Origin of the sequence: Cereibacter azotoformans (assembly GCF_021391315.1) — a bacterium.
GTDB lineage: Bacteria > Pseudomonadota > Alphaproteobacteria > Rhodobacterales > Rhodobacteraceae > Cereibacter_A > Cereibacter_A azotoformans.
This window is the reverse complement of the sequence record NZ_CP090021.1, coordinates 139664-162330: the sequence shown is the minus strand read 5'-3', so window position 1 is coordinate 162330 and position 22667 is coordinate 139664. Positions and strand designations below refer to the sequence as shown.

The 22667-nt window shown below is 68.2% G+C and carries 30 protein-coding genes and 1 tRNA gene; 8 read left to right on the top strand and 23 right to left on the bottom strand.

Features of this window, described 5'->3' with window-relative positions:
- Positions 1-56 precede the first annotated feature (56 nt).
- The 4 genes from LV780_RS00820 (at position 57) to polA (ending at position 3951) form a co-directional block, all read left to right on the top strand.
- On the top strand, positions 57-620 hold the full coding sequence (locus LV780_RS00820; protein WP_011907267.1) for a DUF1285 domain-containing protein: 564 nt from the start codon (positions 57-59) through the stop codon (positions 618-620).
- Positions 617-841 (top strand): DUF2798 domain-containing protein, encoded by a 225-nt coding sequence (locus LV780_RS00815; RefSeq protein ID WP_044247698.1) that lies wholly within the window; start codon positions 617-619, stop codon positions 839-841. Before LV780_RS00820 ends, LV780_RS00815 begins: the two co-directional genes overlap by 4 nt.
- 69 nt (positions 842-910) lie before the next feature.
- A complete protein-coding gene (locus tag LV780_RS00810) occupies positions 911-1090 on the top strand; it encodes a zinc-finger domain-containing protein (protein ID WP_011907266.1) in 180 nt (59 codons plus the stop codon).
- Between the two features lie 47 nt (positions 1091-1137).
- Positions 1138-3951 carry a DNA polymerase I gene (gene polA / locus LV780_RS00805; RefSeq protein WP_108220009.1) on the top strand — a complete coding sequence of 938 codons (2814 nt, stop codon included), beginning with the start codon at positions 1138-1140 and terminating at the stop codon, positions 3949-3951.
- 3 nt (positions 3952-3954) lie between these two features.
- Here polA and LV780_RS00800 read toward each other — a convergent pair whose 3' ends face one another.
- The 3 genes from LV780_RS00800 to nth form a co-directional block, all read right to left on the bottom strand.
- Complete coding sequence (locus tag LV780_RS00800; RefSeq protein ID WP_011907264.1) at positions 3955-4338, bottom strand: histidine triad nucleotide-binding protein; 384 nt, start codon at positions 4336-4338, stop codon at positions 3955-3957.
- A 160-nt stretch (positions 4339-4498) separates the two neighbouring features.
- Complete coding sequence (locus LV780_RS00795) at positions 4499-5491, bottom strand: adenosine kinase (protein ID WP_108220008.1); 993 nt, start codon at positions 5489-5491, stop codon at positions 4499-4501.
- On the bottom strand, positions 5488-6132 hold the full coding sequence (gene nth, locus LV780_RS00790) for an endonuclease III (RefSeq protein WP_011907262.1): 645 nt from the start codon (positions 6130-6132) through the stop codon (positions 5488-5490). The genes LV780_RS00795 and nth overlap by 4 nt, the downstream gene beginning before the upstream one ends.
- A gap of 112 nt (positions 6133-6244) precedes the next feature.
- Between nth and LV780_RS00785 the strand changes: the two genes are divergently transcribed.
- From LV780_RS00785 to LV780_RS00775, 3 genes are all read left to right on the top strand, one after another.
- A complete protein-coding gene (locus LV780_RS00785; protein WP_108220007.1) occupies positions 6245-7093 on the top strand; it encodes a methylated-DNA--[protein]-cysteine S-methyltransferase in 849 nt (282 codons plus the stop codon).
- Between the two features lie 114 nt (positions 7094-7207).
- Positions 7208-7894: an OmpA family protein gene (locus LV780_RS00780; protein ID WP_101340128.1), complete on the top strand. Its 687-nt coding sequence runs from the start codon at positions 7208-7210 to the stop codon at positions 7892-7894.
- Positions 7895-7997: 103 nt separating this feature from the next.
- A complete protein-coding gene (locus LV780_RS00775; RefSeq protein WP_108220006.1) occupies positions 7998-8765 on the top strand; it encodes a FadR/GntR family transcriptional regulator in 768 nt (255 codons plus the stop codon).
- Positions 8766-8895: 130 nt separating this feature from the next.
- Here the strand turns inward: LV780_RS00775 and LV780_RS00770 are convergent, their stop codons facing one another.
- The 5 genes from LV780_RS00770 to LV780_RS00750 all read right to left on the bottom strand — a co-directional run bounded on the left by LV780_RS00770 (position 8896) and on the right by LV780_RS00750 (position 11481).
- Positions 8896-9450 carry a F0F1 ATP synthase subunit B gene (locus LV780_RS00770; protein ID WP_011907258.1) on the bottom strand — a complete coding sequence of 185 codons (555 nt, stop codon included), beginning with the start codon at positions 9448-9450 and terminating at the stop codon, positions 8896-8898.
- Between the two features lie 5 nt (positions 9451-9455).
- Positions 9456-9998: a F0F1 ATP synthase subunit B' gene (locus LV780_RS00765; RefSeq protein WP_108220005.1), complete on the bottom strand. Its 543-nt coding sequence runs from the start codon at positions 9996-9998 to the stop codon at positions 9456-9458.
- A 69-nt stretch (positions 9999-10067) separates the two neighbouring features.
- Positions 10068-10304 (bottom strand): F0F1 ATP synthase subunit C, encoded by a 237-nt coding sequence (locus LV780_RS00760; RefSeq protein ID WP_002721372.1) that lies wholly within the window; start codon positions 10302-10304, stop codon positions 10068-10070.
- 52 nt (positions 10305-10356) lie between these two features.
- Positions 10357-11142, bottom strand: coding sequence for a F0F1 ATP synthase subunit A (locus LV780_RS00755; protein ID WP_011907256.1), 786 nt, complete (start codon positions 11140-11142; stop codon positions 10357-10359).
- 3 nt (positions 11143-11145) lie between these two features.
- Positions 11146-11481 carry an AtpZ/AtpI family protein gene (locus LV780_RS00750; RefSeq protein ID WP_011907255.1) on the bottom strand — a complete coding sequence of 112 codons (336 nt, stop codon included), beginning with the start codon at positions 11479-11481 and terminating at the stop codon, positions 11146-11148.
- Positions 11482-11688: 207 nt separating this feature from the next.
- Between LV780_RS00750 and LV780_RS00745 the strand changes: the two genes are divergently transcribed.
- Positions 11689-12042: an ArsR/SmtB family transcription factor gene (locus LV780_RS00745; protein WP_011907254.1), complete on the top strand. Its 354-nt coding sequence runs from the start codon at positions 11689-11691 to the stop codon at positions 12040-12042.
- A 5-nt stretch (positions 12043-12047) separates the two neighbouring features.
- On the opposite strand, the gene LV780_RS00740 is transcribed toward LV780_RS00745, so the two are convergent.
- From LV780_RS00740 to LV780_RS00670, 15 genes are all read right to left on the bottom strand, one after another.
- Positions 12048-12857: a division plane positioning ATPase MipZ gene (locus tag LV780_RS00740; protein WP_011907253.1), complete on the bottom strand. Its 810-nt coding sequence runs from the start codon at positions 12855-12857 to the stop codon at positions 12048-12050.
- Between the two features lie 258 nt (positions 12858-13115).
- On the bottom strand, positions 13116-13337 hold the full coding sequence (gene rpmE / locus LV780_RS00735; RefSeq protein ID WP_011907252.1) for a 50S ribosomal protein L31: 222 nt from the start codon (positions 13335-13337) through the stop codon (positions 13116-13118).
- Between the two features lie 12 nt (positions 13338-13349).
- Positions 13350-13724: a 50S ribosomal protein L19 gene (gene rplS, locus LV780_RS00730; protein WP_002721387.1), complete on the bottom strand. Its 375-nt coding sequence runs from the start codon at positions 13722-13724 to the stop codon at positions 13350-13352.
- Between the two features lie 48 nt (positions 13725-13772).
- Positions 13773-14609, bottom strand: coding sequence for a tRNA (guanosine(37)-N1)-methyltransferase TrmD (trmD, locus tag LV780_RS00725; RefSeq protein ID WP_011907251.1), 837 nt, complete (start codon positions 14607-14609; stop codon positions 13773-13775).
- Positions 14610-14666: 57 nt separating this feature from the next.
- A complete protein-coding gene (locus LV780_RS00720) occupies positions 14667-15518 on the bottom strand; it encodes a hypothetical protein (protein ID WP_108220004.1) in 852 nt (283 codons plus the stop codon).
- 95 nt (positions 15519-15613) lie between these two features.
- Positions 15614-16123: a ribosome maturation factor RimM gene (gene rimM, locus LV780_RS00715; RefSeq protein WP_101340150.1), complete on the bottom strand. Its 510-nt coding sequence runs from the start codon at positions 16121-16123 to the stop codon at positions 15614-15616.
- A gap of 97 nt (positions 16124-16220) precedes the next feature.
- On the bottom strand, positions 16221-16571 hold the full coding sequence (gene rpsP / locus LV780_RS00710; protein ID WP_011907248.1) for a 30S ribosomal protein S16: 351 nt from the start codon (positions 16569-16571) through the stop codon (positions 16221-16223).
- A 40-nt stretch (positions 16572-16611) separates the two neighbouring features.
- Positions 16612-16908, bottom strand: a complete 297-nt coding sequence (locus LV780_RS00705; protein ID WP_011907247.1) for a chorismate mutase — start codon at positions 16906-16908, stop codon at positions 16612-16614.
- A 38-nt stretch (positions 16909-16946) separates the two neighbouring features.
- On the bottom strand, positions 16947-17507 hold the full coding sequence (locus LV780_RS00700) for a GNAT family N-acetyltransferase (protein ID WP_108220003.1): 561 nt from the start codon (positions 17505-17507) through the stop codon (positions 16947-16949).
- Complete coding sequence (locus tag LV780_RS00695; protein WP_011907245.1) at positions 17504-18034, bottom strand: GNAT family N-acetyltransferase; 531 nt, start codon at positions 18032-18034, stop codon at positions 17504-17506. The genes LV780_RS00700 and LV780_RS00695 overlap by 4 nt, the downstream gene beginning before the upstream one ends.
- A complete protein-coding gene (locus LV780_RS00690) occupies positions 18031-18567 on the bottom strand; it encodes a GNAT family N-acetyltransferase (RefSeq protein ID WP_108220002.1) in 537 nt (178 codons plus the stop codon). The genes LV780_RS00695 and LV780_RS00690 overlap by 4 nt, the downstream gene beginning before the upstream one ends.
- Before the next feature lie 76 nt (positions 18568-18643).
- Positions 18644-20149 (bottom strand): signal recognition particle protein, encoded by a 1506-nt coding sequence (ffh, locus tag LV780_RS00685; protein ID WP_011907243.1) that lies wholly within the window; start codon positions 20147-20149, stop codon positions 18644-18646.
- A gap of 342 nt (positions 20150-20491) precedes the next feature.
- Complete coding sequence (locus LV780_RS00680; RefSeq protein ID WP_044247692.1) at positions 20492-21121, bottom strand: DUF805 domain-containing protein; 630 nt, start codon at positions 21119-21121, stop codon at positions 20492-20494.
- A gap of 352 nt (positions 21122-21473) precedes the next feature.
- Positions 21474-21550: transfer RNA gene (locus tag LV780_RS00675), tRNA-Pro, on the bottom strand.
- A gap of 61 nt (positions 21551-21611) precedes the next feature.
- Positions 21612-22565: a DMT family transporter gene (locus tag LV780_RS00670; protein WP_011907230.1), complete on the bottom strand. Its 954-nt coding sequence runs from the start codon at positions 22563-22565 to the stop codon at positions 21612-21614.
- Between the last annotated feature and the right edge of the window lie 102 nt (positions 22566-22667).

The window sequence follows — 22667 nt, the reverse complement described above, 5'->3', positions numbered from 1 at the left end:
AGCATCTGACCAAACTATGACGTGCGGCACAAATGGCAAAAAGCGGGAAGGCACAAATGATCGTGAAACCTTCGGCCGAAGGCGTGATGGCCCAGGCCGCGGCCGCCGCGAAAAAAGGCCCCGCGCCGGTCCATCTGTGGAATCCGCCCTTCTGCGGCGATCTCGACATCCGCATCGCGCGGGACGGGACGTGGTTCTATCAGGGCACGCCGATCGGCCGGCCCGAGATGGTGCGGCTCTTCTCGTCGATCCTGAAGCGCGAGGACGGGAAGTATTTCCTCGTCACCCCGGTCGAGAAGGTGGGGATCGCCGTCGATGACGCGCCCTTCGTCGCCGTGGATTTCGAGGCGACCGGAGAATGCCCCGACCAGACGGTGACCTTCACCACACAGGTCGGCGACGAGGTGACGGCTGGCCCCGACCACCCGATCCGGGTCGCGCGGGCCGAGGACGGCGAGCCCTCGCCCTATGTCATGGTGCGCGCGGGGCTCGAGGCGCTGATCGACCGCAAGTCCTTCTACCGGCTGGTCGAGATCGGCGTCCATCACGAGGGCTGGTTCGGCCTGTGGTCGGGCGGCGCCTTCTTCCCCATCATCCCCTCGGACGAGTTGCCCGCATGATCCCTGCCCGCTTCGCGCCGGTCCTGTTCGGCTTCATCCTGTCGGGCCTGATGTCGGCCATCGTGTCGGGGGTGGCGACGCTGAAGGCCGTGGGCCTGCCGCCGGGCTTTGCGCTGCAATGGCTGGGGGCCTGGCTCACCTCCTGGAGCATCGCCTTTCCCTCGGTCCTTGTGGTGGCGCCGGTGGCGCGTCGGGCGGTCGATCGCCTCGTGCGTCGCTGAGGGGCCTTGCCCGCGCGGCCCCGGTCGCTATCATGCGCCGCCAGTCGCAACCCAAAGGAGCCCGCCCGCATGCCCATCGACGCCCCCGAAACAGTCGTCGTTTCGACCTGGAAGGTCGCTTGCGACGGAGGCGAGGGTGCACTCGGCCATCCGCGCGTCTGGCTGACGATCCCGCACGAGACCGGCTTCGTCGAATGCGGCTATTGCGACCGCCGCTTCGTGCATGAGACCTTCGCCCAGGCGAAGTGACCGAAGGGCCCTTCTCGGGGCGACCGATACATTCCGGGGAGGGCGCCATGACGTTCGGCAAGGGCCACCATCTGCATCTCATCGACGGCTCGGCCTTCATCTTCCGCGCCTATCACGCGCTGCCTCCGCTGACGCGGAAATCCGACGGCCTGCCGGTGGGCGCCGTCGCGGGCTTCTGCAACATGCTGTTCCGCTATGTCGAGAACAACAAGGGCCCCGACGCGCCGACCCATGTCGCGGTGATCTTCGACCATTCCTCGAAGACCTTCCGCAACGAGATCTACCCGCTCTACAAGGCCCAACGCCCGGAGCCGCCCGAGGATCTGCGCCCGCAGTTTCCCCTGACGCGCGAGGCGACGCGGGCCTTCAACATCCCCTGCATCGAGACCGAGGGCTTCGAGGCCGACGACATCATCGCGGCGCTGGCCTGCCGCGCGCGGGAGGCGGGAGGCACCTGCACGATCCTGTCCTCGGACAAGGACCTGATGCAGCTGGTGGGCGACGGGGTCGAGATGCTCGACCCGATGAAGAACAAGCGCATCGGCCGCGACGAGGTGATCGAGAAGTTCGGCGTCCCGCCCGAGCGGGTGGTGGACGTGCAGGCGCTGGCGGGCGATTCCGTGGACAACGTGCCGGGCGCGCCGGGCATCGGGATCAAGACCGCGGCGCTGCTGATCCAGGAATACGGCGACCTCGAAGGCCTGCTTGCGCGGGCGGGCGAGATCAAGCAGCCCAAGCGCCGCGCCGCCATCGAGGACAACGCCGAGCAGATCCGCATCTCGAAGCGGCTGGTGGAACTGGACTGCAACACGCCGCTCGACTTTGCGCTCGAGGATCTCGAGGTGCGGCTTCCGGTGGCGGACGAGCTTCTGGGCTTCCTCAACCGGATGGAGTTCCGCACGCTGACGACCCGTGTGGCCGCGAGCCTGAAGGTCGAGCCGCCCCCTGCCCCCACGGCCTTCGTGGTCCAGAACGAGAGCGTGCCCGAGATCGTCGAGCAGGTCGAGGCGGCGCTGCCCGTCGACAGCGCCTCCTATGCCTGCGTGCGCGACGCCGAGGCGCTGGCCGCATGGATCGCGCGCATCCGCGAGCGGGGCCATGTCGCCATCGACACCGAGACCACCAGCCTCGACGAGATGCGGGCCGAACTGGTGGGCATCTCGCTCTGCGTCGAGGCGGGATCGGCCTGCTACATCCCGCTCGGCCACCGCGCGGGCGGGGGCGATCTGTTCGGCAGCTTGGATCTCGTGGCCGACCAGATCCCGCTCGATCTGGCGCTCTCGATGCTGAAGCCGGTGCTGGAGGATGACGCGATCCTCAAGATCGGCCAGAACATGAAATACGATGCCAAGATCTTCGCGCGGCATGGCATCCGGGTCGCGCCGATCGACGACACGATGCTGATGTCCTACGCGATGCACGCCGGCCGCCACGGGCATGGCATGGACGAGCTGTGCGATACCTACCTCGGCCACAAGCCCATCGCGATCAAGACGCTTCTGGGGTCGGGCAAGAGCCAGATCACCTTCGACCGGGTGCCGGTGGATCAGGCGGTCTGCTACGCCGCCGAGGATGCCGATGTCACGCTGCGGCTGTGGCGGCTGTTCAAGCCGCAGCTGCACCGCGCGCGGGTGTCGACGGTCTATGAGACGCTGGAGCGCCCGCTTGTCCCGGTCCTGGCCGAGATGGAGATGGCGGGGGTGCAGGTCGACCGCGATACGCTTTCGCGCATGTCGAACGCCTTCGCACAGAAGATGGCCGCGCTCGAGGCCGAGATCCACGGCCTCGCCGGCGGCCCCTTCAACGTCGGCAGTCCCAAGCAGCTGGGCGAGATCCTGTTCGAGCGGATGAGCCTTCAGGGCGGGGTCAAGGGCAAGAACGGCGCCTGGGGCACCGGCGCCGACGTGCTGGAGGATCTGGCGGCCGAGGGCCACGACCTGCCCGCCCGCGTGCTGGACTGGCGCCAGCTCTCCAAGCTGAAATCGACCTATACCGACGCGCTGCAGGAGCACATCCACCCCGAGACGGGACGCGTTCACACCTCCTATTCCATCGCGGGGGCGAACACCGGACGCCTCGCCTCGACCGACCCGAACCTGCAGAACATTCCCGTCCGCACCGAGGAAGGCCGCCGCATCCGCGAGGCCTTCGTGGCGCCGAAGGGCAAGCTGCTGGTCAGCCTCGACTATTCCCAGATCGAGCTGCGCATCCTGGCCCATATCGCCGACATCCCGGCGCTGAAGCAGGCCTTCCGCGAAGGGCACGACATCCACGCCATGACGGCCGCGGAGATGTTCAACGTGCCGCTGGAGGGGATGGACCCGATGGTGCGCCGGCAAGCCAAGGCGATCAACTTCGGGGTGATCTACGGCATCTCGGGCTTTGGGCTGGCGCGCAACCTGCGCATCCCGCGCGCCGACGCCCAGGGCTTCATCGACCGCTATTTTGAGCGCTTCCCCGGCATCCGCGCCTACATGGACGAGACGGTGGCCTTTGCGAAGGCCCACGGTTTCGTCCAGACCCTGTTCGGCCGCCGCATCAACACGCCCGAGATCAACGCCAAGGGCCCCGGTGCGGGCTTTGCCCGCCGCGCGGCGATCAACGCGCCGATCCAGGGAACCGCGGCCGATGTGATCCGCCGCGCCATGATCCGCATGCCGAAGGCGCTCGACGGGCTGCCGGCGAAGATGCTGCTGCAGGTCCATGACGAACTGCTGTTCGAGGTGGACGAGGCGGCGGTGGACCCGGTGATCGCCCGGGTCCGCGAGGTGATGGAAAGCGCCTCCGAGCCGGCGGTGAAACTGTCGGTGCCGCTGACGGTGGATGCGGGCCGCGGCGCCAACTGGGCCGAGGCCCACTGAGCCTCAGTCGCGCCGCGACAGCATCGGCCCCAGCGGCCGGCCGGCCAGGATGTGCATGTGGTAGTGGGGCACCTCCTGCACCGCATCGAGCCCTGCGTTCGAGACGGTGCGGAACCCGTCGCCGCCCGCGCCGGGGCTGATCCCCAGGTCGGCGCAGACCCGCGCGGCGGTGCGGTGGAAATCCACGATCTCCTCGGCGCTCGCCTCGGCCGCGAAATGGTCGAAACAGACATAGGCGCCCTTCGGGATCACCAGCAGGTGATGCGGCGTCTGCGGGCGGATGTCGCGGAAGACAAGCGTGTGCTCGGTCTCGAGAACCGTGTCGTTCGGGATCTCGCCGCGCAGGATGCGGGCAAAGATGTTCTGCGGGTCGTAGTCGTAGGCCATGCGTTCATCCATCCTCGGAGATACCGCCCGGAAGCGTCCGGCCAAACCTCCGAAATCCCCGCGCCAAGCGCAAGGGGCCGCGGCGCGCCGGGTCCGCCTTCCGCGGCAGCGGCGCGCGGCGATGGCCCCGGAGGGGCCTGAGCCGCGCGCCTCCCCCCGCTCAGATCGCGCCGTGACGCTTGAACAGCGCCTTCAGATCGGCCTCGGCCCGGGCGCCGATATGGCTGATGACCTCCGAGGCCGCGATGCAGCCCATCCGCCCCGCCGCCTCATGGCCATGCCCGTTGGTGATCCCCCACAGGAACGCCCCGGCGAACAGGTCCCCCGCCCCGGTCGCATCGACGATCTTCGTCGGAATGGCCGGCACATGCCAGTGCTGCCCCTCGGCCAGCACATGCGCCCCCTTCTCGCTTTCGGTGCAGGCGACGATCGCCACCTCGGCGGCGGCGGCCTTCAGCGCCGCGCCGAAATCCTCGGTCTGGTACATCGACAGCAGTTCCGCCCGGTTCGCGAACAGCAGGTCCACGTCCTCTCGGATCATCCTGCGGAAGGCGTCGCGGTGGCGCTCGACGCAGAACGGGTCGGACAGCGTCACCGACACCCGGCCCCCCGCCCCCTTCGCCGCCGCGATGGCCTTGGCAAAGGCGCGGTGGCTGTCGGGCCCGTCGAAGCGATAGCCCTCCAGATAGATCCACTCGGAAGCCGCCACCTGCGCCTCGTCGATGTCATCGGCGGTCAGGAACTCGGACCAGCCGAGATAGGTGTTCATCGACCGCTCGCCGTCCGGGGTGACCAGCACGATGCAGCGCCCCGTCTCCTGCGCGCCACCCTTCGGCGCCATCGGCGTCTCGTAGACCGCCCCCTGCGCGCGCAGGTCATGGGCGAAGATCGCACCCAGCTGGTCGTCGCAGACCTTGCCGACATAGGCTGTCCGGCCGCCCAGATGCGCGATCCCCGCGATCGTGTTGGCGGCCGACCCGCCCGAGATCTCCTGCGCAGGGCCGATGCGACCGTAAAGCTCCACCGCGCGATCCATGTCGATCAGCTGCATGATGCCCTTGCCCACCCCGTTCGCGTCAAGGAAACCATCGTCGCAATGGGAAAGCACATCGACCATCGCATTGCCGATGCCGACCACCTGGAACGTCTTCATGCTGTCTTGTCCTCGTAAAGGCAGAGATCGCGGATCGGGCAGATGCCGCATTTCGGTTTGCGCGCGACGCAGATGTAGCGGCCGTGCAGGATGAGCCAGTGGTGCGCATGCAGCGCGAAGGGCGCGGGCACATGATCCTCGAGCGCCCGCTCGACCGCCTCGACATCGCGGCCGGGCGCGATGCCGGTGCGGTTGGCCACGCGGAATATGTGCGTGTCCACCGCCATCGCCGGCTGGTGGAACCACATGTTCAGCACCACATTCGCCGTCTTCCGCCCCACCCCCGGCAGCGACTGGAGCGCCGCGCGCGACGCGGGCACCTCGCCGTCGTAGTGATCGACGAGCAGGCGGCTCAGCGCGATCACGTTCTTCGCCTTGTTGCGGTAGAGGCCGATGGTGCGGATATGCTCGGTCAGCCCCTCCTCGCCCAGCTCCAGCATCTGGGCGGGCGTTGTCACCCGGGCAAAGAGCGCGCGCGTGGCCTTGTTCACCCCGGCATCCGTCGCCTGCGCCGACAGCGCCACCGCCACGAGCAGCGTGTAGGCGTTCACATGTTCAAGCTCGCCCTTCGGCTCCGGCTCCAGCGCATGGAGGCGGGTGAAGATCTCGTGGATCGTGCGGTAATCGAGTTGGCGCGCCATTGCCGCAACCTATGCCCGAGGCCGCAGGGCGGGGCAAGCGAAGCCGCAGGAATCGGGTCGCGGCGGCCCGTCGCGGCCGCTAGGGTCGGCACAACAGATCCGAGGAGCCGCCATGACCGACAGCCTCGCCCCCGAGCGCCCCGCCTATCATTACGCCGTCATCGCCCGCGCGCTCGCCGAGATCGACGCGGGCGGCCCCGGCCTCTCGCTCGAGGATCTGGCGGCCCGGATCGGCCTCAGCCCGGCGCATTTCCAGCGCATCTTCTCGCAATGGGTCGGCGTGTCGCCCAAACGCTACCAGCAGTATCTGACGCTGGACCATGCGCGCCGGCTTCTGGCCGAGCGGTTCACCGTGCTCGACACGGCCCTGGCCACGGGCCTGTCCGGGGCGGGCCGGCTCCATGACCTGTTCCTGCGCTGGGAAGCGATGAGTCCCGGCGACTTCGCCCGCGCCGGCGCGGGACTCGAGATCCGCTGGGGGGTCTTTCCCTCCCCCTTCGGCGAGGCGCTGGTCATGGCCACGCCCCGCGGCATCTGCGGCCTCGCCTTCTGCGCCGAGACGGGCCGCGAGGCCGCCATGGCCGACCTCGCCGGCCGCTGGCCGGCAGCCCGGTTTGTCGAGGCCCCCGCGGACGTGGCACCCATGGCCGAGGCGGCCTTTGCGGGCGGGGCGGCCGACCTGCACCTGATCGGGGCGCCGTTCCAGATCAAGGTGTGGGAGGCGTTGCTGCGCATCCCTTCGGGTCATGTGACGACCTATTCCGAGATCGCGCAGGCCATCGGCCATCCCGCCGCGGTGCGCGCCGTGGGCACGGCCGTCGGGCGCAACCCCGTCTCGTTCCTCATTCCCTGTCACCGCGCGCTGCGCAAGTCGGGGGCTCTGGGCGGTTATCACTGGGGCCTGCCGGTCAAGCGCGCCATGCTGGCCTGGGAGGCCGCGCGGACGGACGCAATCGCGTGATCTCGGCAGCTTTTCGCCATGCTGCTCCATGGAACCCTCTCCCTCGCCTGTCGCTTGTGCGATATGCAGGGGCGCACCCATCTCCGGGAGCCAAGGACAATTCGTGAGGCGGCAATGAAGATCGTGAAATCCCCCTTTGTGCTGATGACGGCCGGCGTCGTGCTTCTGGCCGGCTGCGACCCCTACGCCAGCGGCGGCAATCCCGGCATGGGCGCCCCCGGCAGCTACACCCGTGAGAACCCCCGCGCTTCGGCCGGCATCGCCACCGGCGCGATCCTCGGTGGTCTCGTCGGGGCCTCGGCCAGCGACAACAAGCTCGAGAAGGCCGTGGTCGGCGCGGCGGTGGGCGGCATCCTGGGCGGCGCTGTCGGCTCGGCGCTCGACCGCCAGGCCGCGGACCTGCGCAACTCGATCGGAAACAGCCAGGTGAGCGTGACCAACACCGGCTCGGAGCTGGTCGTGACCATGCCGCAGGACATCCTCTTCGCCACCGACAGCGCGAACCTCCGGCCCGACCTGCAGCGCGATCTCGCCGCCGTGGCGCAGAACCTGCTGCGCTACCCGAACTCCACGATCATGGTGGTGGGCCACACCGACAGCACGGGCTCGGCGGCCTACAACCAGGATCTGTCCTTGCGCCGGGCCCAGTCCGTCGCGGGCGTGCTGATCGGAAACGGCGTGCCCTCCTACCGGGTCGCATCCCTCGGCCGCGGCGAGGATCAGCCCATCGCCTCGAACCTGACGCCCGAGGGCCGCGCCCAGAACCGGCGCGTGGACATCATCATCCGCCCGACCAACTGACACGGGCGGCGGGCCTTCGGGCCCGCCCCCTTCCCGGGACGCCTTTCCCGTTGAGCTTCCGCCCCTGCGGTCATAGATTCAGACCGGTTCGAGGGGAGCTTTGATGCCATTCCAGAAGATCCAGTCCGAAAAGCTGTCGCAGAGTGTGATGCGGCAGATCGAGCTTCTGATCCTGCGCGGCGTTCTCCGGCCCGGAGAGCGGCTGCCCTCGGAGCGGGACCTCTCCGAGCGGCTGGGCGTCTCGCGCCCCTCCCTGCGTGACGCGATCGCCGAACTGCAGGAGCGGGGACTGCTGGTCAGTCGCCCCGGCTCCGGCATCTTCGTCGCCGAGGTGCTGGGATCGGCCTTCGCCCCCGCGCTGGTCGAGCTGTTCGCCAGCCACGAAGAGGCCGTGTTCGACTACATCGACTTCCGTCGCGACCTCGAGAGCCTCTCGGCCGAGCGCGCGGCCAGCCGGGCCTCGGACACCGACCTCCAGGTGATCGACACGATCTTTCGCAAGATGGAGGCCGCGCATCTGAAACGCGATCCCTCGGACGAGGCGGCGCTCGATGCCCAGTTTCACATGGCCATCATCGAGGCGAGCCACAATGTCGTCATGCTGCACATGATGCGTTCGATGTTCGACCTGCTTCGGAACGGGGTCTTCTACAATCGCCAGATGATGTTCCGGCAGCGCACGACGCGCGAGTCGCTGCTCGACCAGCATCGGCGCATCAACGGGGCCCTGCAGGCGCGCGATCCGCAAGAGGCGCGGGCCGCGGTGGAGCTGCACCTCGGCTATGTCGAGAAGGCCGTGACCGAGGGGCTCCGCGCCGATCGGCACGAGGCGGTGGCCCGGCAGCGGCTCGAGCATGAGAAGAACCGCTAGGCCGGCCGCCTCTCGCAGGGCAGCAAGGGGCGCCGCGATGAGGGGGCAACCCCCGCTTCGCCCGGAAGGCCGGCCTATGACAAAGGCCCGGTCCTCGCGGACCGGGCCTTGCCTTTGATCTGTCAGCCGCTCAGTGGAAGCGGGCTTCCACTTCCTTGATCGACTCGTCGATGGAGGCCGAGGTCGCCGCCGGCGTCATCTGGCGAGCCAGCACGTCCGAGGCCGCGGCCACGGCGACCGAGATCGCCTGCTCGCGGATCGCCCGCACCGCACCGGCCTCCGCCGAAGCGATCTGGTCCTCGGCCGCGGCGAGACGCCGGGCGATCGAGGCCTTCAGGTCGGCCTTGGCCTGTTCGGCCGCGGCCTGCGCCTCGTCCCGGGCCGAAGCCACGATGCGAGCCGCCTGCTCCTGCACTTCCTTCTGCTTGCGGTCGTAGGAGGCGAGGATGGTCCGCGCTTCCTCGCGCAGGGCGCGGGCCTCTTCCAGCTCGCTGCGGATCTGCACCGCGCGCCGATCCAGCATCCCGAGGATGCGGCCCGGCACCTTGGCATAGACCAGGATCCCCATGAAGATGAGGAAGGCGAGCGTCACGATGAAGTTCGTGTTCGACAGCGAGAAGAACGGCCCCGTGGCCGCCATCGCCGGCGAAGCGGCCAGCGCCGCGAGGATCGAGAGCTTCTTCATCCCGCTCACCCCTTCATCCGGGCCGCGACGGCCGCATCGACGCTGGCCGCGTCGGACTTTCCGCCCAGGGCCGCAACGAGCGCCTCGGCCGTATCCTTCGCCACCTCGGTCACGCTTTGCAGCGCGCCCGCGCGGATCTCGGAAATGCGCGACTCGGACTCGGCCGATTTCGCGGCAATCTCGGAATCGGCCTTCGCCGTGGCCACGGCCAGTTCGGCCTGGATGGCCGCCCGGGTCTCGGCAATGATGGCCTGAGCTTCGGCACGGGCCTTCGCCAGCGCCTCGTTATAGGCTTTCTCGGCCAGAACGGCCTTCTGCTTCAGCTCTTCGGCCGCGGCCAGATCGTTGGTGATCGTGCCACGACGTTCGGCGAGAACGGCCCCGATCCGGGGCAGAGCCACCCGCGTCAGCAGGAAATAGATCGCGACCAGTGTGACCAGAAGCCAGAAGATCTGGTTCGGCCAGTAGTCGAAGTTGAGCTGCGGCATGCCAACGGCTTGCCCAGCGTGGCCGGCCGCACCCGCCGCTTCATGCACTTCGGTTTCCATCTCGTTCTCCTGCAGCCCCGATGCTCCGGCCGGAGGGGCGCGAGGCCCGACCGGCCGGGTTCGCCGTCATCAGACGGCGAACATCAGCAGGAGCGCGATCAGGAACGAGAAGATGCCGAGAGCTTCCGCGAAGGCGATGCCAACGAAGAGGTTCGCCATCTGGCCCGGAGCGGCCGACGGGTTGCGGAGGGCGCCGGCGAGGAAGTTGCCAGCGACGTGGCCCACGCCGATACCAGCACCGCCGAGGCCGATGGTGGCCAGGCCCGCGCCGATGAATTTGCCCATTTCTGCGATATCGCCTTCCATAGCATTCAGCTCCTTGGTGGAATGGTCAATTGAGGGTTTTCGGGGTCCGACCTCAGTGGTGGGCGTCGCCCACCGCGTCACGAAGGTAGACGCAGGTCAGGATGGTGAAGACATAGGCCTGCACGACGGCGACCAGCAGCTCGAGCGCATAGATCGCGGTCACGGCGCCGACGACGACCGGCGAGACCACCGCGATCGAGGCAAAGCCCGCGATCACCTTGATCACCGCGTGGCCGGCCATCATGTTGCCGGCAAGTCGGATCGAGTGGCTGACGGGGCGCACGAAGTAGGAGATCACCTCGATCACGGCCAGCACCGGACGGATGGCCAGCGGCGCCGACGTCACCCAGAACATCTTGAGGAAGCCGGGGCCGTTCCTCATGAAGCCGAGAGCTGTCACGCCGACGAAGACCATGAGCGCGAGCGGCACGGTCACGGCCATGTGGCTCGTGGTGGTGAAGGAGAGGGGCAGCAGGCCCAGCACGTTCCCGCAGAGGACGAAGAGGAACAGCGTCATCACATAGGGGAAGTATTTCACCCCCTCGTGGCCGGTCACTTCCTCGACCATATTGTGGATGAAGCCGTAGAGCAGTTCCGCGACCGACTGGCTGCGCGAGGGCACGATCGCCCGGCGCCGCGTGCCGAGCACGAGGATCGCCGCGATCACCAGCACCGCGATCGCCATCCACATGGTGACATTGGTGATGTCATACCAGTGGATGTTGGTGGTGCACTCGTTCATCGGCGAGGCGCTCTCCGTGTGGCAGAAGAGCTTCCTCACGATGAACTGGTCCATCGGGTGAATGGCCAACCCGGTGTGCTCGACTTCCGTTTCCACGCGTCAATCCCCTCTTGCAGACGTGTCTGCCGTCCTGTCCCGATCCGACACCTGAAGCTGCCGCGCGGTCCGCAGCATTGTCTTCACCCCGGCGACGAACCCCAGCAGGGCGAAGATCATCAGGAAGATGGGCATCGTGCCGAACGTCCAGTCCAGCCCGTAGCCGATCGCCAGACCCAGCACCATGCCGGAGACCAGTTCGATCACCATCCGCCAGGCAACTTCACCCTGCGAAAATCCCTTGCCTGCCGTCGAACGCCCACTCTTGCGACCCGAGTTCGCCTTCGCGATCCGCTCTTCCAGCGCCCGCAGCCGGTCGGGATCGGGCTCTTCCGCCATCCTGAGCGTCCCTTCAACAGTCCCGGCCTTCCTAAGCAGGGGTCGGCACCGAGTCAAGCCGCCATTTATCGGCGCTTTACCATTGAAATACAATGGTTTTCCCGAGGGTCGGGCCACGCCGGGACGGCGGTTTGGGCGCTAACGGAGGCCCCGCACACATTCAACCTCGAGGTTGACGATGCCGCGGCGCCGCGTCACACCAAGGCCATGACCGGCGCTCTCGACATCATCTTCTCGGCCTTGGCCGACCCGACGCGGCGGGCGATCCTGACCATGCTGCTCGAGGACGACATGGCGGTGACCGACGTCGCCCACCCGTTTGACATGTCACTGGCCGCCATCTCGAAGCATCTTCAGGTGCTGGCCGAGGCGGGCCTCATCACGCAGGAAAAGCGCGGCCGGGTGAAATGGTGCAAGCTGGAACCCGACGCGCTCAAGGCGGCCTCGGTCTGGATGCAGGGCTTTGGCCAGTTCGAGCCGGTGAACCTCGACGCGTTCGAACGGTTCCTGGCGTGCGAACTGGACGAGCGCCACGAGCCGCCAGACGCCCCCCTGCCCTGAGCCCTTCAGAAGTCGGGCTTCACACCGGGCAACTTCAGCTCGATCAGCAGGTCGCGCACCTCCTGCCGCGCCGCGATGTTCGAGAGGCTGAGCTGCTCCACCCCTGTGTCGCGAAGGTCGAGAAGCGTCAGACCGCGCGGAAAGAGTTCGCGGAAGATCACCCGCTCGGAAAAGCCCGCGGCGACGCGGAAGCCGATCCGACGCGAGAGATCCTCGAGTGCCGCCCCCACCTTCTTCTTGTTGTGCATCTGCTGGGCCCCGAGGCGGTTGCGCAGCACGATCCAGTCGATCGGCTTGAGCCCGGCCTGCGCGCGGAACTGCCGCGCGCTCCAGACCATCTCGGCGTAGATCGAGGGCCCCTTGACCTTGCCGCTTTCGGGATCAAGGCGGGCGAGCAGGTCGAAATCAACGAAACTGTCGTTCAGCGGCGTCACCAGCGTGTCCGCGAGCGAGTGGGCCACCTGGCTCAGCCGCGTGTGCGAGCCGGGGCAGTCGATCAGGATGAAGTCCGAAACCGGGCCGAGATCGGCCATCCCCTTGGCAAGCCGCACGTCGAGCGGGTTCTCTCCCTCGGGCACCTCACCCTCCTCGACGTCGGGCAGGAGTCGGTAGTCGGGCATCGGCAGCGCAAGCCCCGAGCTGGCCGCAAAGGCCTGCCGGTTCTCGACGTAGCGGCCGAAACTGCGCTGGCGCAGATCGAGGTCGAGCGCGCCCACGCGGAAGCCGAGCCGCACGAGCGCGGTCGCTACATGCATGCAGGTCGTGGATTTGCCCGAGCCACCCTTCTCGTTGCCCACCACGATGATATGCGCCACGGGAAGCCCTCTTTACTTGCCCCTCCGTCCGCGACTAGCCGCTGTCTCTCATCGGCGCAAGGGCACGGGGGGCCGCGGCCCCATTCCCGCGGGCAGGCATGGCGCGAAGAGCGCAGCCGACGAGGCGACGGGCGCGGGACCGCCATCAGGCGCGGATCGACGCGGGCCGGTGGTTCGGCGGCGACCGCGTGCCGAAGACTCCGCTCCAAAGGAAAAGGGCGCACCCGAGGCGCGCCCTTCGCAGAAGTCGGTCCGAACTCAGAAGCCGAGGCCGGCGTACTTGTTCTTGAACTTCGACACGCGGCCCCCGGTGTCCATCAGCTTGGCGGTGCCGCCGGTCCAGGCGGGATGGGCGAGCGGGTCGATCTCGAGCGCCATCTGTTCGCCTTCCTTGCCCCAGGTCGAGCGGACCTGGAACACGGTGCCGTCCGTCATCTTGACGTCGATCATGTGGTAGTCGGGGTGGATGCCCTTTTTCATCGGCGCCGCTCCTTACTCGGATTTTTCTTTGTAGTTGGTGACTTCCGCGATCCGGGCCGACTTGCCGCGGCGCGAGCGGAGGTAGTAGAGCTTCGCGCGGCGCACGCGGCCACGACGCACCACCTCGATCGAGTCGATGTTGGTCGAGTAGAGCGGGAAGACGCGCTCGACGCCTTCGCCGAAGGAGATCTTGCGCACGGTGAACGAGGCCGAGATCGTGTTGCCGCCCTTGCGGCCGATCACGACGCCTTCGTAGTTCTGCACACGCGAGCGGGTGCCTTCGGTCACCTTGTAGCCGACGCGAACGGTGTCGCCGGCCTTGAAATCCGGGATGGTCTTGCCGAGGGCGGCGATCTGCTCCGCCTCGAGTTGTGCGATCAGGTTCATCGCAAGTCCTTTCCTCTGCTCGCGGTTTCCCCGCGAAGTGATGCCGCCTCAGAGCTCTCGGTCTTCGTCCGGGTCCCTACCCTGCGCCGCAAGGTAAGCCCGCCAGAGATCAGGCCTGCGTTCCTTCGTCAGCCTTTCGGCCTCGGCCCTCCGCCAGCGGGAGATGTTCGCGTGATGGCCGGAAAGAAGAATCTCCGGGATCGCGCGATCCTGCCAGACGGTCGGCCTCGTATACTGCGGAAATTCAAGAAGTCCCTCCGAAAAGGATTCCTCTTCGGTGGAGACATGATTCCCGAGCACGCGCGGTATAAGACGCACGGTGGCGTCGATCAAGGCCTGCGCCGCGATCTCGCCCCCTGTCAGGACGAAATCGCCGAGACTCACTTCCTCGACCGCGTAGGCATCGAGGACGCGCTGGTCCACCCCCTCGAAGCGGCCGCACAGAAGCGTCAGCCCCTCGGCCTGAGCCCAGTCCCGCGCCATGGCCTGACTGAACGGCCGGCCGCGGGGCGAAAGATAGACGACGGGCCAGCGCGGCCGCTCGGGCGGGGTGCCCACGGCCGCCGCATCGAGCGCACGGGCCACGATGTCGGCCCGCAGCACCATGCCTGCTCCCCCGCCCGCGGGATTGTCGTCCACGTTGCGGTGCTTGCCCTCGCCGAAGCTGCGCAGGTCGATCGTCTCGAGCGCCCACAGGCCCATGTCCAGCGCCTTCCCGGTCAGCGACAGGCCCAGCGTGCCGGGGAAGGCCTCGGGAAACAGGGTCACCACGCGCGCCTGCCACGCGCCTTTCAGCGTCGGAGGTCCGCCCAGCTCGCGCGGCTGCAACGAGGGGCGGATGGCAAGTCGGCCGTGAGAACGGGGAACGTCGGGTCTGTCGCTCATGGCCGTGGTATGGGCGAAGCCGGCCTTGCGGGCAAGGGCGGAAGCCCACCCCCTGCGTCAGGCGGCCCGGCGCCGGCCGATCCGGTCCAGCACCGTCGCACGGGAGGCCGCGGCCCGCAGATCCGGGATCGAGGGGCAGTCGCCCTCGGCCTGCGGGCGCTGCTCCAGCAGGTCGCGCAGCCGCAAGGTCAGCAGGTGGAGGAGGCCCCGGTCGTCCGCCGCCACGCGCAAGGCCCGCATCGGCTCGGCCCGTCCCTGGCAGGTGTCGGCCGTGGCCACCGACGTGGCCTGAAGGATCAGCGCGCGGCGTGCGGCGCGGGCCGGCCCGTCCGCCGCTTCGATCCCCCTGTCGAGCGCGTCGAGCAGCGCGGCGCTCGTCAGCGCGGGCGCCAGTGCCACGAGCCGCCGCATCAGCTCGACCTCGCCGGTATCGTCCGGCAACCGCAGGAAGGGCGCCACCAGCCGGTCCGCGCGCTGCCCCTCCAGCTCGACGGCCAACTCTTCGGGCACCTCCTCAAGGTAGCCGCGGGCGAACGCCAGCCGCTCGGGATCGAGAGCCAGCCGCGACAGCGGGATCGACACCAGCGCCAGTGCGAGCGGCAGGGATAGCGGGATGGTCACGTCGGGCAGAAAGCCCCCGATGCCGCGGCCGATGGCGTGGAGCAGCACGACGAGGAACGTCTGCATGGCGGCCGTGGCAGCGACCCGGACGACCACGCCCGGCCCTCGCCAGCCGGCCCGATCGCGCGGCCACTGCGCGGGGCGCACCACCATCGTCCAGAGGAGGAACAGGGCCACGAAAGCCGGGACGACGGGCCAGGGATGCCGGCCGACACCCGCGAACAGGGGCCCGAGGTAGAGAAAGGCCGTGAACAGCAGCGAAAGACGGAGTTGAAGCCCGAGCGGCATGGGATCACCTTTTGCGGTCCGGCGGACAGCATCCCGGGCAAAAATGGTGAAGGTTTGGCAGGCGCGGGCTGATTGCGCGGCGCCCGAGGTGGCCCTTATTCGAGACCTTCGGGCGGGTCGGCCACGATCCGTCCAGTGGACAGATCGACCGTCGGCACCACGGCCCGGGTAAAGGGCAGAAGCAGCGCCTCGCGCCGGCCCGCCCCCGTCACCTCGAGGATGTCGCCCGCGCCATGATTGTGCACCGCATGGACACGCCCGAGCAGGGCGCCGCCGGTGTCACGCACCTCGAGCCCGATCAGATCGGCGTGATAGAACTCGTCATCGCCCAGCGAGGGAAGCCGGTCCCGGTCGGCATAAAGCTGCACGCCGCGGAGCGCATCGGCCTCTTCCTTGGTGGCCACGCCGGACAGACGCGCCCCGAGGGCCCCGGCGACCGGGCGGGTGAGGGTGACGCGAAAGCTGCGGCCGCCGTCCTCGGTGAAGAGCGGACCGTAGGAAGCGATGTCGGACGGCTCGGCGCAGAAGGATTTCAGCCGCACCTCGCCCTTCACGCCGAAGGCTCCGGCGATGGCACCCACACAGAGGCGGTCGGTCCTGGTCATGTTCGGCCCCGGATGCAACGATGCCGCGACGGGCCGGGCCTCCAGGCCCGAACCCGTCGCGGGAAGGTGGCGGCCCCCGCAGGGGCCGCCGGCCCGATCACTCGGCCGAAGCCGCGGCGCGCTCGGCCTTCTTCTTGGCCAGTTCGGCCATGCGCTTGCCCGGCACGGCGGCCTTGGGGTTGTTGCGCACGGCCTTTTCCTTCAGGCCGGCGGCCTCGAGGAAGCGGGCGACGCGGTCGGTCGGCTGGGCGCCCTGCGAGAGCCAGTACTGAACGCGCTCGACGTTCATCTTGATGCGGTCCTCGCTGTCCTTGGCGAGCAGCGGGTTGTAGGTGCCGAGCTTCTCGAGGAAGCGGCCGTCGCGCGGCATGCGGCTGTCGGACGCGACGATCGAATAGTGCGGACGCTTCTTCGAACCGCCACGGGCGAGACGGATTTTCATAGCCATGGGTCTTCTCCTGTCTTGGCTTTTGCCGGGCAGAACCCGGTCATTTCTGCAGTTTCTCGTGATGCCTGATGACTTCGGAAATGATGAAGTTCAGGAATTTCCTTGCAAACTCCGGGTCGAGGTCGGCCTCTTTCGAGAGCCATTCCAGCCGCTCGATCTGGCGCGCCTCGCGCGCGGGATCCGAGGGCGGAAGATCGTGCTCGGCCTTGAGCCGGCCGACCGCCTGGGTCTGCTTGAACCGTTCGGCGAGCGTATAGACGAGGATCGCGTCCAGCCGGTCGATGCTGTCGCGATGTTCGCGCAACAGCGCCTGGGCGCGGGCAGCAGCGTCGGTCATGGGAACGGGACCCTCTGGATCGTCGGAACAGGGGACACTCATACGGACAACTCCGGCACGGGGTGACGGTACACGAGCACGCCATCCAGCGTGCCGGGATCGGGACGGGCGCCAAGCCTTTCAGCCAGCCGGCGCGACCGGAAATTCTCGGGTGCGATGCAGGAGACCAGCCCCGGCAGCCCCAGGTCGCGGAACGCATGGGCGCGCGCGGCCTCGGCCGCTTCCTGCGCGTAGCCCTGCCCCTCGGCCTCGGCGGTGAAGAGGAAGCCGAGTTCGGGCTCGGGGTCGCCGGGCTCCATCCCGATCAGGACGAAGCCCAGAAGCCCACCCTGCCCCTCGACCGACCAGAGCCCGTGGCCGCGCAGCAGCCAGGTGGCCACCATGCGGCAGAAATCGTCCCAGGCCTCGGCCGGATCCATCGGGCCGCCGACGTGGAGCCCGCGGTCCGAGCTCATGATCTCGGCATAGGTGCCGAAGTCGTCGAGCCGGGGCGCACGCAGCCGAAGCCGCGCGGTGCACAGTTCCGGCAGGGCCGCCGCGATGCCCGCGGCCTGCATCGCAGCCTCGCGGGTCAGGGGATGGGTCCAGGGCTGCCTCATCGGCGCGCCTCCGGGCCCGGATGCCGGAACACGAGCGCGGGGCCGTCGCCGGGGAAGGACGCATCCTCGTCACGCACCGCGCCCAGCCGTTCGGCCAAGGCAAGCGAGCGGACATTGTGCGGATGGATGTAGCTCACCGCCGTCTTCCAGCCGAGGTTCTGAAAGGCATGGCGGCGCGCGGCCTCGGCCGCCTCGCGGGCGTAGCCCTGCCCCTCGCCCGCCTCGGAAAAGACCGACCAGCCGATCTCATGCTCGGGCCAGCCTTCGGGATACCAGGGCCCCGCCATGCCCAGCGCCTCGTCGCTGCCGCGCAGGGTGAAGATGAACATGCCGTAGCCGCGCAACACCCAGTGGCCGACCATGTGGCCGAAGGCGCGCCAGGCCTTGTCCCGCGTGAGCGTGCCGCCGATGTAGCGGACCCGGTCGGACGTGAGGAAGCCCGCGACCGGCTCCCAGTCGCGCGCTGCGGGCATCCGCAGCGTCAGCCGCTCGGTCGTGATGGCGGGGCTGCCGGTGACGGCGATCATGCGTAGGCCTCCATCCCGCCATCCTCTTCGCCCGGGTGACGGTAGATGTGGATGAGGCGCCCGCCCTCCTCCAGCACCCGCTCGAGCGTGGCGCCGAGGCGCCGGGCGAGCGAGAGGCTGCGGAGGTTCTCGGCATCGATCATGGTGATGAGCGGCCCCATCCCCAACTTGCCCTGCATGTGGTCCCGGACCGCCAGGGCCGCCTCATAGGCATAGCCCTTGCCCTCGTGCCCCTCATAAAGGTGCCAGCCCAGTTCGGGCTCGGGCCAGCCGATGTGGTTGATGACGCCGACGCGGCCAACGAAGGCGCCCCCGCGGGTGTCCACCGACCACATGCCGTAGCCGCGCAGGGCCCAGTGGCCGATCCCGGCCAGGAAGATCCGCCAGGTTCCGAAGCTGTCCTGCCGCCCGCCGATGAAGCGCGTGCGGTCGCTCTGGCCAAAGGCGATCATGGCGGGCAGGTCGCTTTCGCGCGGCCCGCGCAGGACGAGCCTGTCGGTCTCGATCACGGGGATGGGGAAGGGAAGGCTCATGCGCGCACCCACGGCCCATGCGCCGACACCCGCGTGCAGGCGGGATCGGTCGCAAAAGCGGACTGCGCGCGAGCCATCATTTCTTCTTGCCCGTGCCCAGGCCCGAGAGGCCCGGCGGCAGCTTCATCCCGCCCGGCATCCCCGGAAAACCACCCATGCCGCCGGGCATCCGGCCCTTCATGGCCGCGGCGGCGGCCTGCATCTCCTCGGGGCTGATGCCGGACATGTCGGGCGCACCGCCCTTGCCCATCATCTGCTTGAGGGCCTGCTTCATCATGCCCCCCTTGCCCATCTTCTTCATCATGTCGGCCATCTGCCGGTGCTGCTTCAGGAGCCGGTTCAGCTCCTGCACCTCGAGCCCGGCGCCGGCCGCGATCCGTTTCTTGCGGCTGGCCTGCAGAAGGTCGGGGTTGGCCCGCTCCTTCTTGGTCATCGAGTTGATGAGCGCCACCTGGCGGCGGATGAACCTGTCGTCGAAGCCCGCCTCCTCGGCCGCCTTCGACATCTTGCCCATGCCGGGCATCATGCCCATCATGCCCTGGATACCGCCCATCTTGAGCATCTGCTCCAGCTGCATCTTCAGGTCGTTCATGTTGAAGAGGCCCTTCTGGAACCGCTTCATCATCTTGGCGGCCTGCTCGGCCTCGAACGTCTCCTGCGCCTTCTCGACGAGCGCCACGATGTCGCCCATGCCGAGGATGCGGCCGGCGATCCGATCGGGCTCGAAGGTCTCGAGCGCGTCCATCTTCTCGCCCAGACCCACGAAGCGGATCGGCTTGCCGGTGACGGCGCGCATCGACAGCGCAGCACCGCCGCGGCCGTCGCCGTCCATCCGGGTCAGCACCACGCCCGAGATGCCCACCTTGCCGTCGAATTCGGCCGCGACATTCACCGCGTCCTGACCCGTGAGGCCATCGACCACCAGCAGCGTCTCGCGCGGCTGGGCCAGATCGCGGACGGCCTGAACCTCGTCCATCAGCACTTCGTCGATGTGCAGGCGGCCGGCGGTGTCCAGCATGATCACGTCATAGCCGCCCATCGACCCTTGGGTCTTGGCGCGCTTGGCGATCTGCACCGCGGTCTCGCCCTTGACGATCGGCAGCGTGTCCACCCCGATCTGCGCGCCGAGGATCTGCAGCTGCTCCATCGCGGCCGGACGGTTGGTGTCGAGCGAGGCCATCAGCACCCGCTTGCCCTGCTTCTCGCTGAGCCGTTTGGCCAGCTTCGCCGTCGTCGTCGTCTTGCCCGAGCCCTGCAGGCCCACCATCAGGATCGTCGCCGGCGGGTTGTCGATCTTCAGCGCATCGGCCGGACCCTCGCCGCGCAGCACGGTGACCAGCTCGTCATGGACGATCTTCACGACCTGCTGGCCCGGCGTCACCGACTTGGTGACGCCCTGCCCGGTCGCCTTCTCCTGCACCCGCTTGACGAAATCGCGCGCGACCGGCAGCGAGACATCCGCCTCGAGCAGCGCCACGCGCACCTCGCGCAGCGCGGTCGCCACGTCGTCCTCGGTCAGCGCCCCCTGCTTGGTGAGCCGCTCGAACACGCCGCCAAGGCGTTCGGACAGACTTTCGAACATCGCGGTCTCCCCCGACCTGTTGAACTCTGCCCCGACCTAGGACGGGACGGCCAAAATAACAACGTCACCCATGGGCGCATCGCGCTGATGGGTGGCGATCCCGGACAAGCACCGGGACCGGAGGCTCCAACGGAACTCCGGAAATCCCTGCGGCGATACGCGTGCCCGCCCGGAGAGTCAAGCCCGCCCGAACGCGAGGGTGCCCCCGCGCGCGCCAGACGCGTCACCCGGCGCTTCTCGTTGCCGGCCATCGTGACGCGCAGGGAGGTGCCGGCCGTGGCCGGAGTCAGACGAGGGGCCGCGCCTTGCGGACGCGGTCCCGGATGGGTGGCGGTCCGCCGTTCAGGCGCGCTTCACCGGCACGCCATACTTGTTCTCGTGCGGCTGGCCCTCCACGACCAGAAGCAGGACCGTCGCGATCAGGGCAATCAAGGCGCCCACGTAGGGAATGAGGCTGATCGCCGTCACAACGAAGATGATCCACCCGGGCTGGCCGAGGTCGTGCAGCCGCCGAAAGTTCACCGCCCAGGACGGGACGATCAGCGCGAGAAAGACAATACCCAAGATCACCAGAGGCAGCGTCATTGCCTCGTCTGACCCGGTTGCCGCCGCAGGAATGAACAACAGCGACGGGATCAGCAGAAGCAGGAAGTAGATCACGCCAAACCCCCAGGCTTCCTTGCGGCGCGCACGACCACTGAAAGCTGCGTACTTGGCAGTGACCGCTCGCCAGCCATAGCCGAACAATCCCAGATCAGGTTCGACCTTGCCCACGTAACTGCCTTGATGGGCAGCCGCGGCCCCGCCGATCACATAGATGTCGCGCGCGGCGCCGTTCCGCGGCTCGAAATCGACTTCCGCTCCCACCGCTGGCCGGACCGGCTGCTTCAGGTCCTGCTGGCTGAAGTCATAGCGATGGCCGTCCGCGCCGGAAATCCGGCCGGTCGAGGTGGCGTTGTCGAAAAAGATCACTCGTCCTTGCATCATCAAGTCCCTGGTACTGAAATCAGAAGTTCGTCCCGGCAGCGGAGACTGCCGGACATATGCGGCAGGATTGCGGCTCGAACCGCAAGGGTCCGGACACACATCCGGATACTGCCTCGCGTGGGCGGTGCTGGACAGTGCATGACTCGGTAAAAGGCGGGATGTGGCACCCGCATCGCACCCAACCCTCTTGCCCGGTCGAGCGGCCGATCAAGGCGTCGGCGCTGCGGTGGGTGCAGGATCCGCAAGGCGGGACATGCAGGAGCCACCGGCCAAACCGAGCCTGAAAGAACGCCCTCCGCTACGAAAGGCGGGCTGTTCAAAACTTCATGCGGGAAATTGGTCGGAGCGAGAGGATTCGAACCTCCGACCCCCTGCTCCCGAAGCAGGTGCGCTACCAGGCTGCGCTACGCTCCGACCGTGGCGTGCGGAATAGATCGTCGCGCACGCGAATGCAAGGGGGTCCGCGCGCTTTTCGCTACGCGCCGTCTCGCGTGTCGCGACGGCGGAGCAGACGCGGCATGAGCCCGACCTCGGGGCGCAGGCGCGTCTGGCTCGCCGGACGGTGCTCGGACACGTTGCGGCGTGCCTCGCGCCCCACGATGTAGAGGCCACTCGCGATGATCACCCCCGCCCCGAGCCACGTCCAGACATCAGCGCGCTCGCCGAAAACCAGCCATCCGAAGATCGCGGCCCAGATCATCTGCGAATATTGCATGGGCGCCACGATCACGGCCTCGGCCATGCGATAGGCCGCGATGGTGAGCAGCATCGCCACAAGACTGAAGACCGCGATGATGCCCATCATGCCCAGATGCTCGAGCGGCATGGGCCGATAGACGAACGGCAGCGCGAGGCCCAGGACGAAGAAGTTGGCCACCATCGGATAGAGGAGCAGCACCACGGACCGCTCATCCTGGCCGATCTTGCGCACGATGACCGATCCCAGCGACGAGGTGGCCGCGGCGAGGAGTGCGGCCCCATGCCCCAGGCTCAGCGGCTCGGCGCCCGGGCGCAGCACGATCAGGACACCGCAGAGCCCCGCCGCGATGGCGCAGCCGCGGTGGAGGCCGATCGTCTCGCCGAGCAACGGAATGGCGAGCAGCGTCACGAGAAGCGGCATGGTGAAGAGGATCGCGTAGGTCTGCGCCAGGGGCAACACCGAGAAGGCATAGAAGGCGCAGAGGGCCGTCGTCACGATGCAGCCCGTGCGCAGCAGCACCCACCAGGGATGGCGGGGCCTGAGGTTGCCCGAAACCCGGTCGCGCATCAGGATGATCGTGGCGAGCGGGAAGCCCAGGAGCGTCGCGAAGAACAGGATCTGGACAGCCGAATAGTCGCGACCGAGGAGCTTCACCACGACGTCGTGGGTGGCGTAGATCGCGAATGCCAGCAGCGCGAGAAACGCGCCGCGCGTGTTGGATTTGGCCACGGGAAGGGACCGCCGCTTGCTTTCGGGAAGGTTCGGCGCACCATTGCCCGGAACCGCCGCGAGCGCAAGCGGCCGCCGGATAAAAAGGGGCGGCGGGCCGCC

Coding starts and splice junctions, on each gene's coding strand:
- LV780_RS00785 (WP_108220007.1), top strand. CDS start 6,245: ATGACCGACAGCCTCGCCCCCGAGCGCCCCGCCTATCATTACGCCGTC.
- LV780_RS00800 (WP_011907264.1), bottom strand. CDS start 4,338: ATGGCCTACGACTACGACCCGCAGAACATCTTTGCCCGCATCCTGCGC.
- polA (WP_108220009.1), top strand. CDS start 1,138: ATGACGTTCGGCAAGGGCCACCATCTGCATCTCATCGACGGCTCGGCC.
- LV780_RS00720 (WP_108220004.1), bottom strand. CDS start 15,518: ATGCCGCTCGGGCTTCAACTCCGTCTTTCGCTGCTGTTCACGGCCTTT.
- LV780_RS00750 (WP_011907255.1), bottom strand. CDS start 11,481: ATGGCGGAAGAGCCCGATCCCGACCGGCTGCGGGCGCTGGAAGAGCGG.
- LV780_RS00795 (WP_108220008.1), bottom strand. CDS start 5,491: ATGAAGACGTTCCAGGTGGTCGGCATCGGCAATGCGATGGTCGATGTG.
- LV780_RS00765 (WP_108220005.1), bottom strand. CDS start 9,998: ATGGAAACCGAAGTGCATGAAGCGGCGGGTGCGGCCGGCCACGCTGGG.
- LV780_RS00770 (WP_011907258.1), bottom strand. CDS start 9,450: ATGAAGAAGCTCTCGATCCTCGCGGCGCTGGCCGCTTCGCCGGCGATG.
- nth (WP_011907262.1), bottom strand. CDS start 6,132: ATGGCGCGCCAACTCGATTACCGCACGATCCACGAGATCTTCACCCGC.
- rpmE (WP_011907252.1), bottom strand. CDS start 13,337: ATGAAAAAGGGCATCCACCCCGACTACCACATGATCGACGTCAAGATG.
- LV780_RS00745 (WP_011907254.1), top strand. CDS start 11,689: ATGACCGGCGCTCTCGACATCATCTTCTCGGCCTTGGCCGACCCGACG.
- LV780_RS00820 (WP_011907267.1), top strand. CDS start 57: ATGATCGTGAAACCTTCGGCCGAAGGCGTGATGGCCCAGGCCGCGGCC.
- LV780_RS00780 (WP_101340128.1), top strand. CDS start 7,208: ATGAAGATCGTGAAATCCCCCTTTGTGCTGATGACGGCCGGCGTCGTG.
- LV780_RS00695 (WP_011907245.1), bottom strand. CDS start 18,034: ATGATCGCCGTCACCGGCAGCCCCGCCATCACGACCGAGCGGCTGACG.
- LV780_RS00815 (WP_044247698.1), top strand. CDS start 617: ATGATCCCTGCCCGCTTCGCGCCGGTCCTGTTCGGCTTCATCCTGTCG.
- rplS (WP_002721387.1), bottom strand. CDS start 13,724: ATGAACCTGATCGCACAACTCGAGGCGGAGCAGATCGCCGCCCTCGGC.
- trmD (WP_011907251.1), bottom strand. CDS start 14,609: ATGAGCGACAGACCCGACGTTCCCCGTTCTCACGGCCGACTTGCCATC.
- LV780_RS00690 (WP_108220002.1), bottom strand. CDS start 18,567: ATGAGCCTTCCCTTCCCCATCCCCGTGATCGAGACCGACAGGCTCGTC.
- ffh (WP_011907243.1), bottom strand. CDS start 20,149: ATGTTCGAAAGTCTGTCCGAACGCCTTGGCGGCGTGTTCGAGCGGCTC.
- LV780_RS00705 (WP_011907247.1), bottom strand. CDS start 16,908: ATGACCGACGCTGCTGCCCGCGCCCAGGCGCTGTTGCGCGAACATCGC.
- LV780_RS00775 (WP_108220006.1), top strand. CDS start 7,998: ATGCCATTCCAGAAGATCCAGTCCGAAAAGCTGTCGCAGAGTGTGATG.
- LV780_RS00760 (WP_002721372.1), bottom strand. CDS start 10,304: ATGGAAGGCGATATCGCAGAAATGGGCAAATTCATCGGCGCGGGCCTG.
- rpsP (WP_011907248.1), bottom strand. CDS start 16,571: ATGGCTATGAAAATCCGTCTCGCCCGTGGCGGTTCGAAGAAGCGTCCG.
- LV780_RS00700 (WP_108220003.1), bottom strand. CDS start 17,507: ATGAGGCAGCCCTGGACCCATCCCCTGACCCGCGAGGCTGCGATGCAG.
- rimM (WP_101340150.1), bottom strand. CDS start 16,123: ATGACCAGGACCGACCGCCTCTGTGTGGGTGCCATCGCCGGAGCCTTC.
- LV780_RS00810 (WP_011907266.1), top strand. CDS start 911: ATGCCCATCGACGCCCCCGAAACAGTCGTCGTTTCGACCTGGAAGGTC.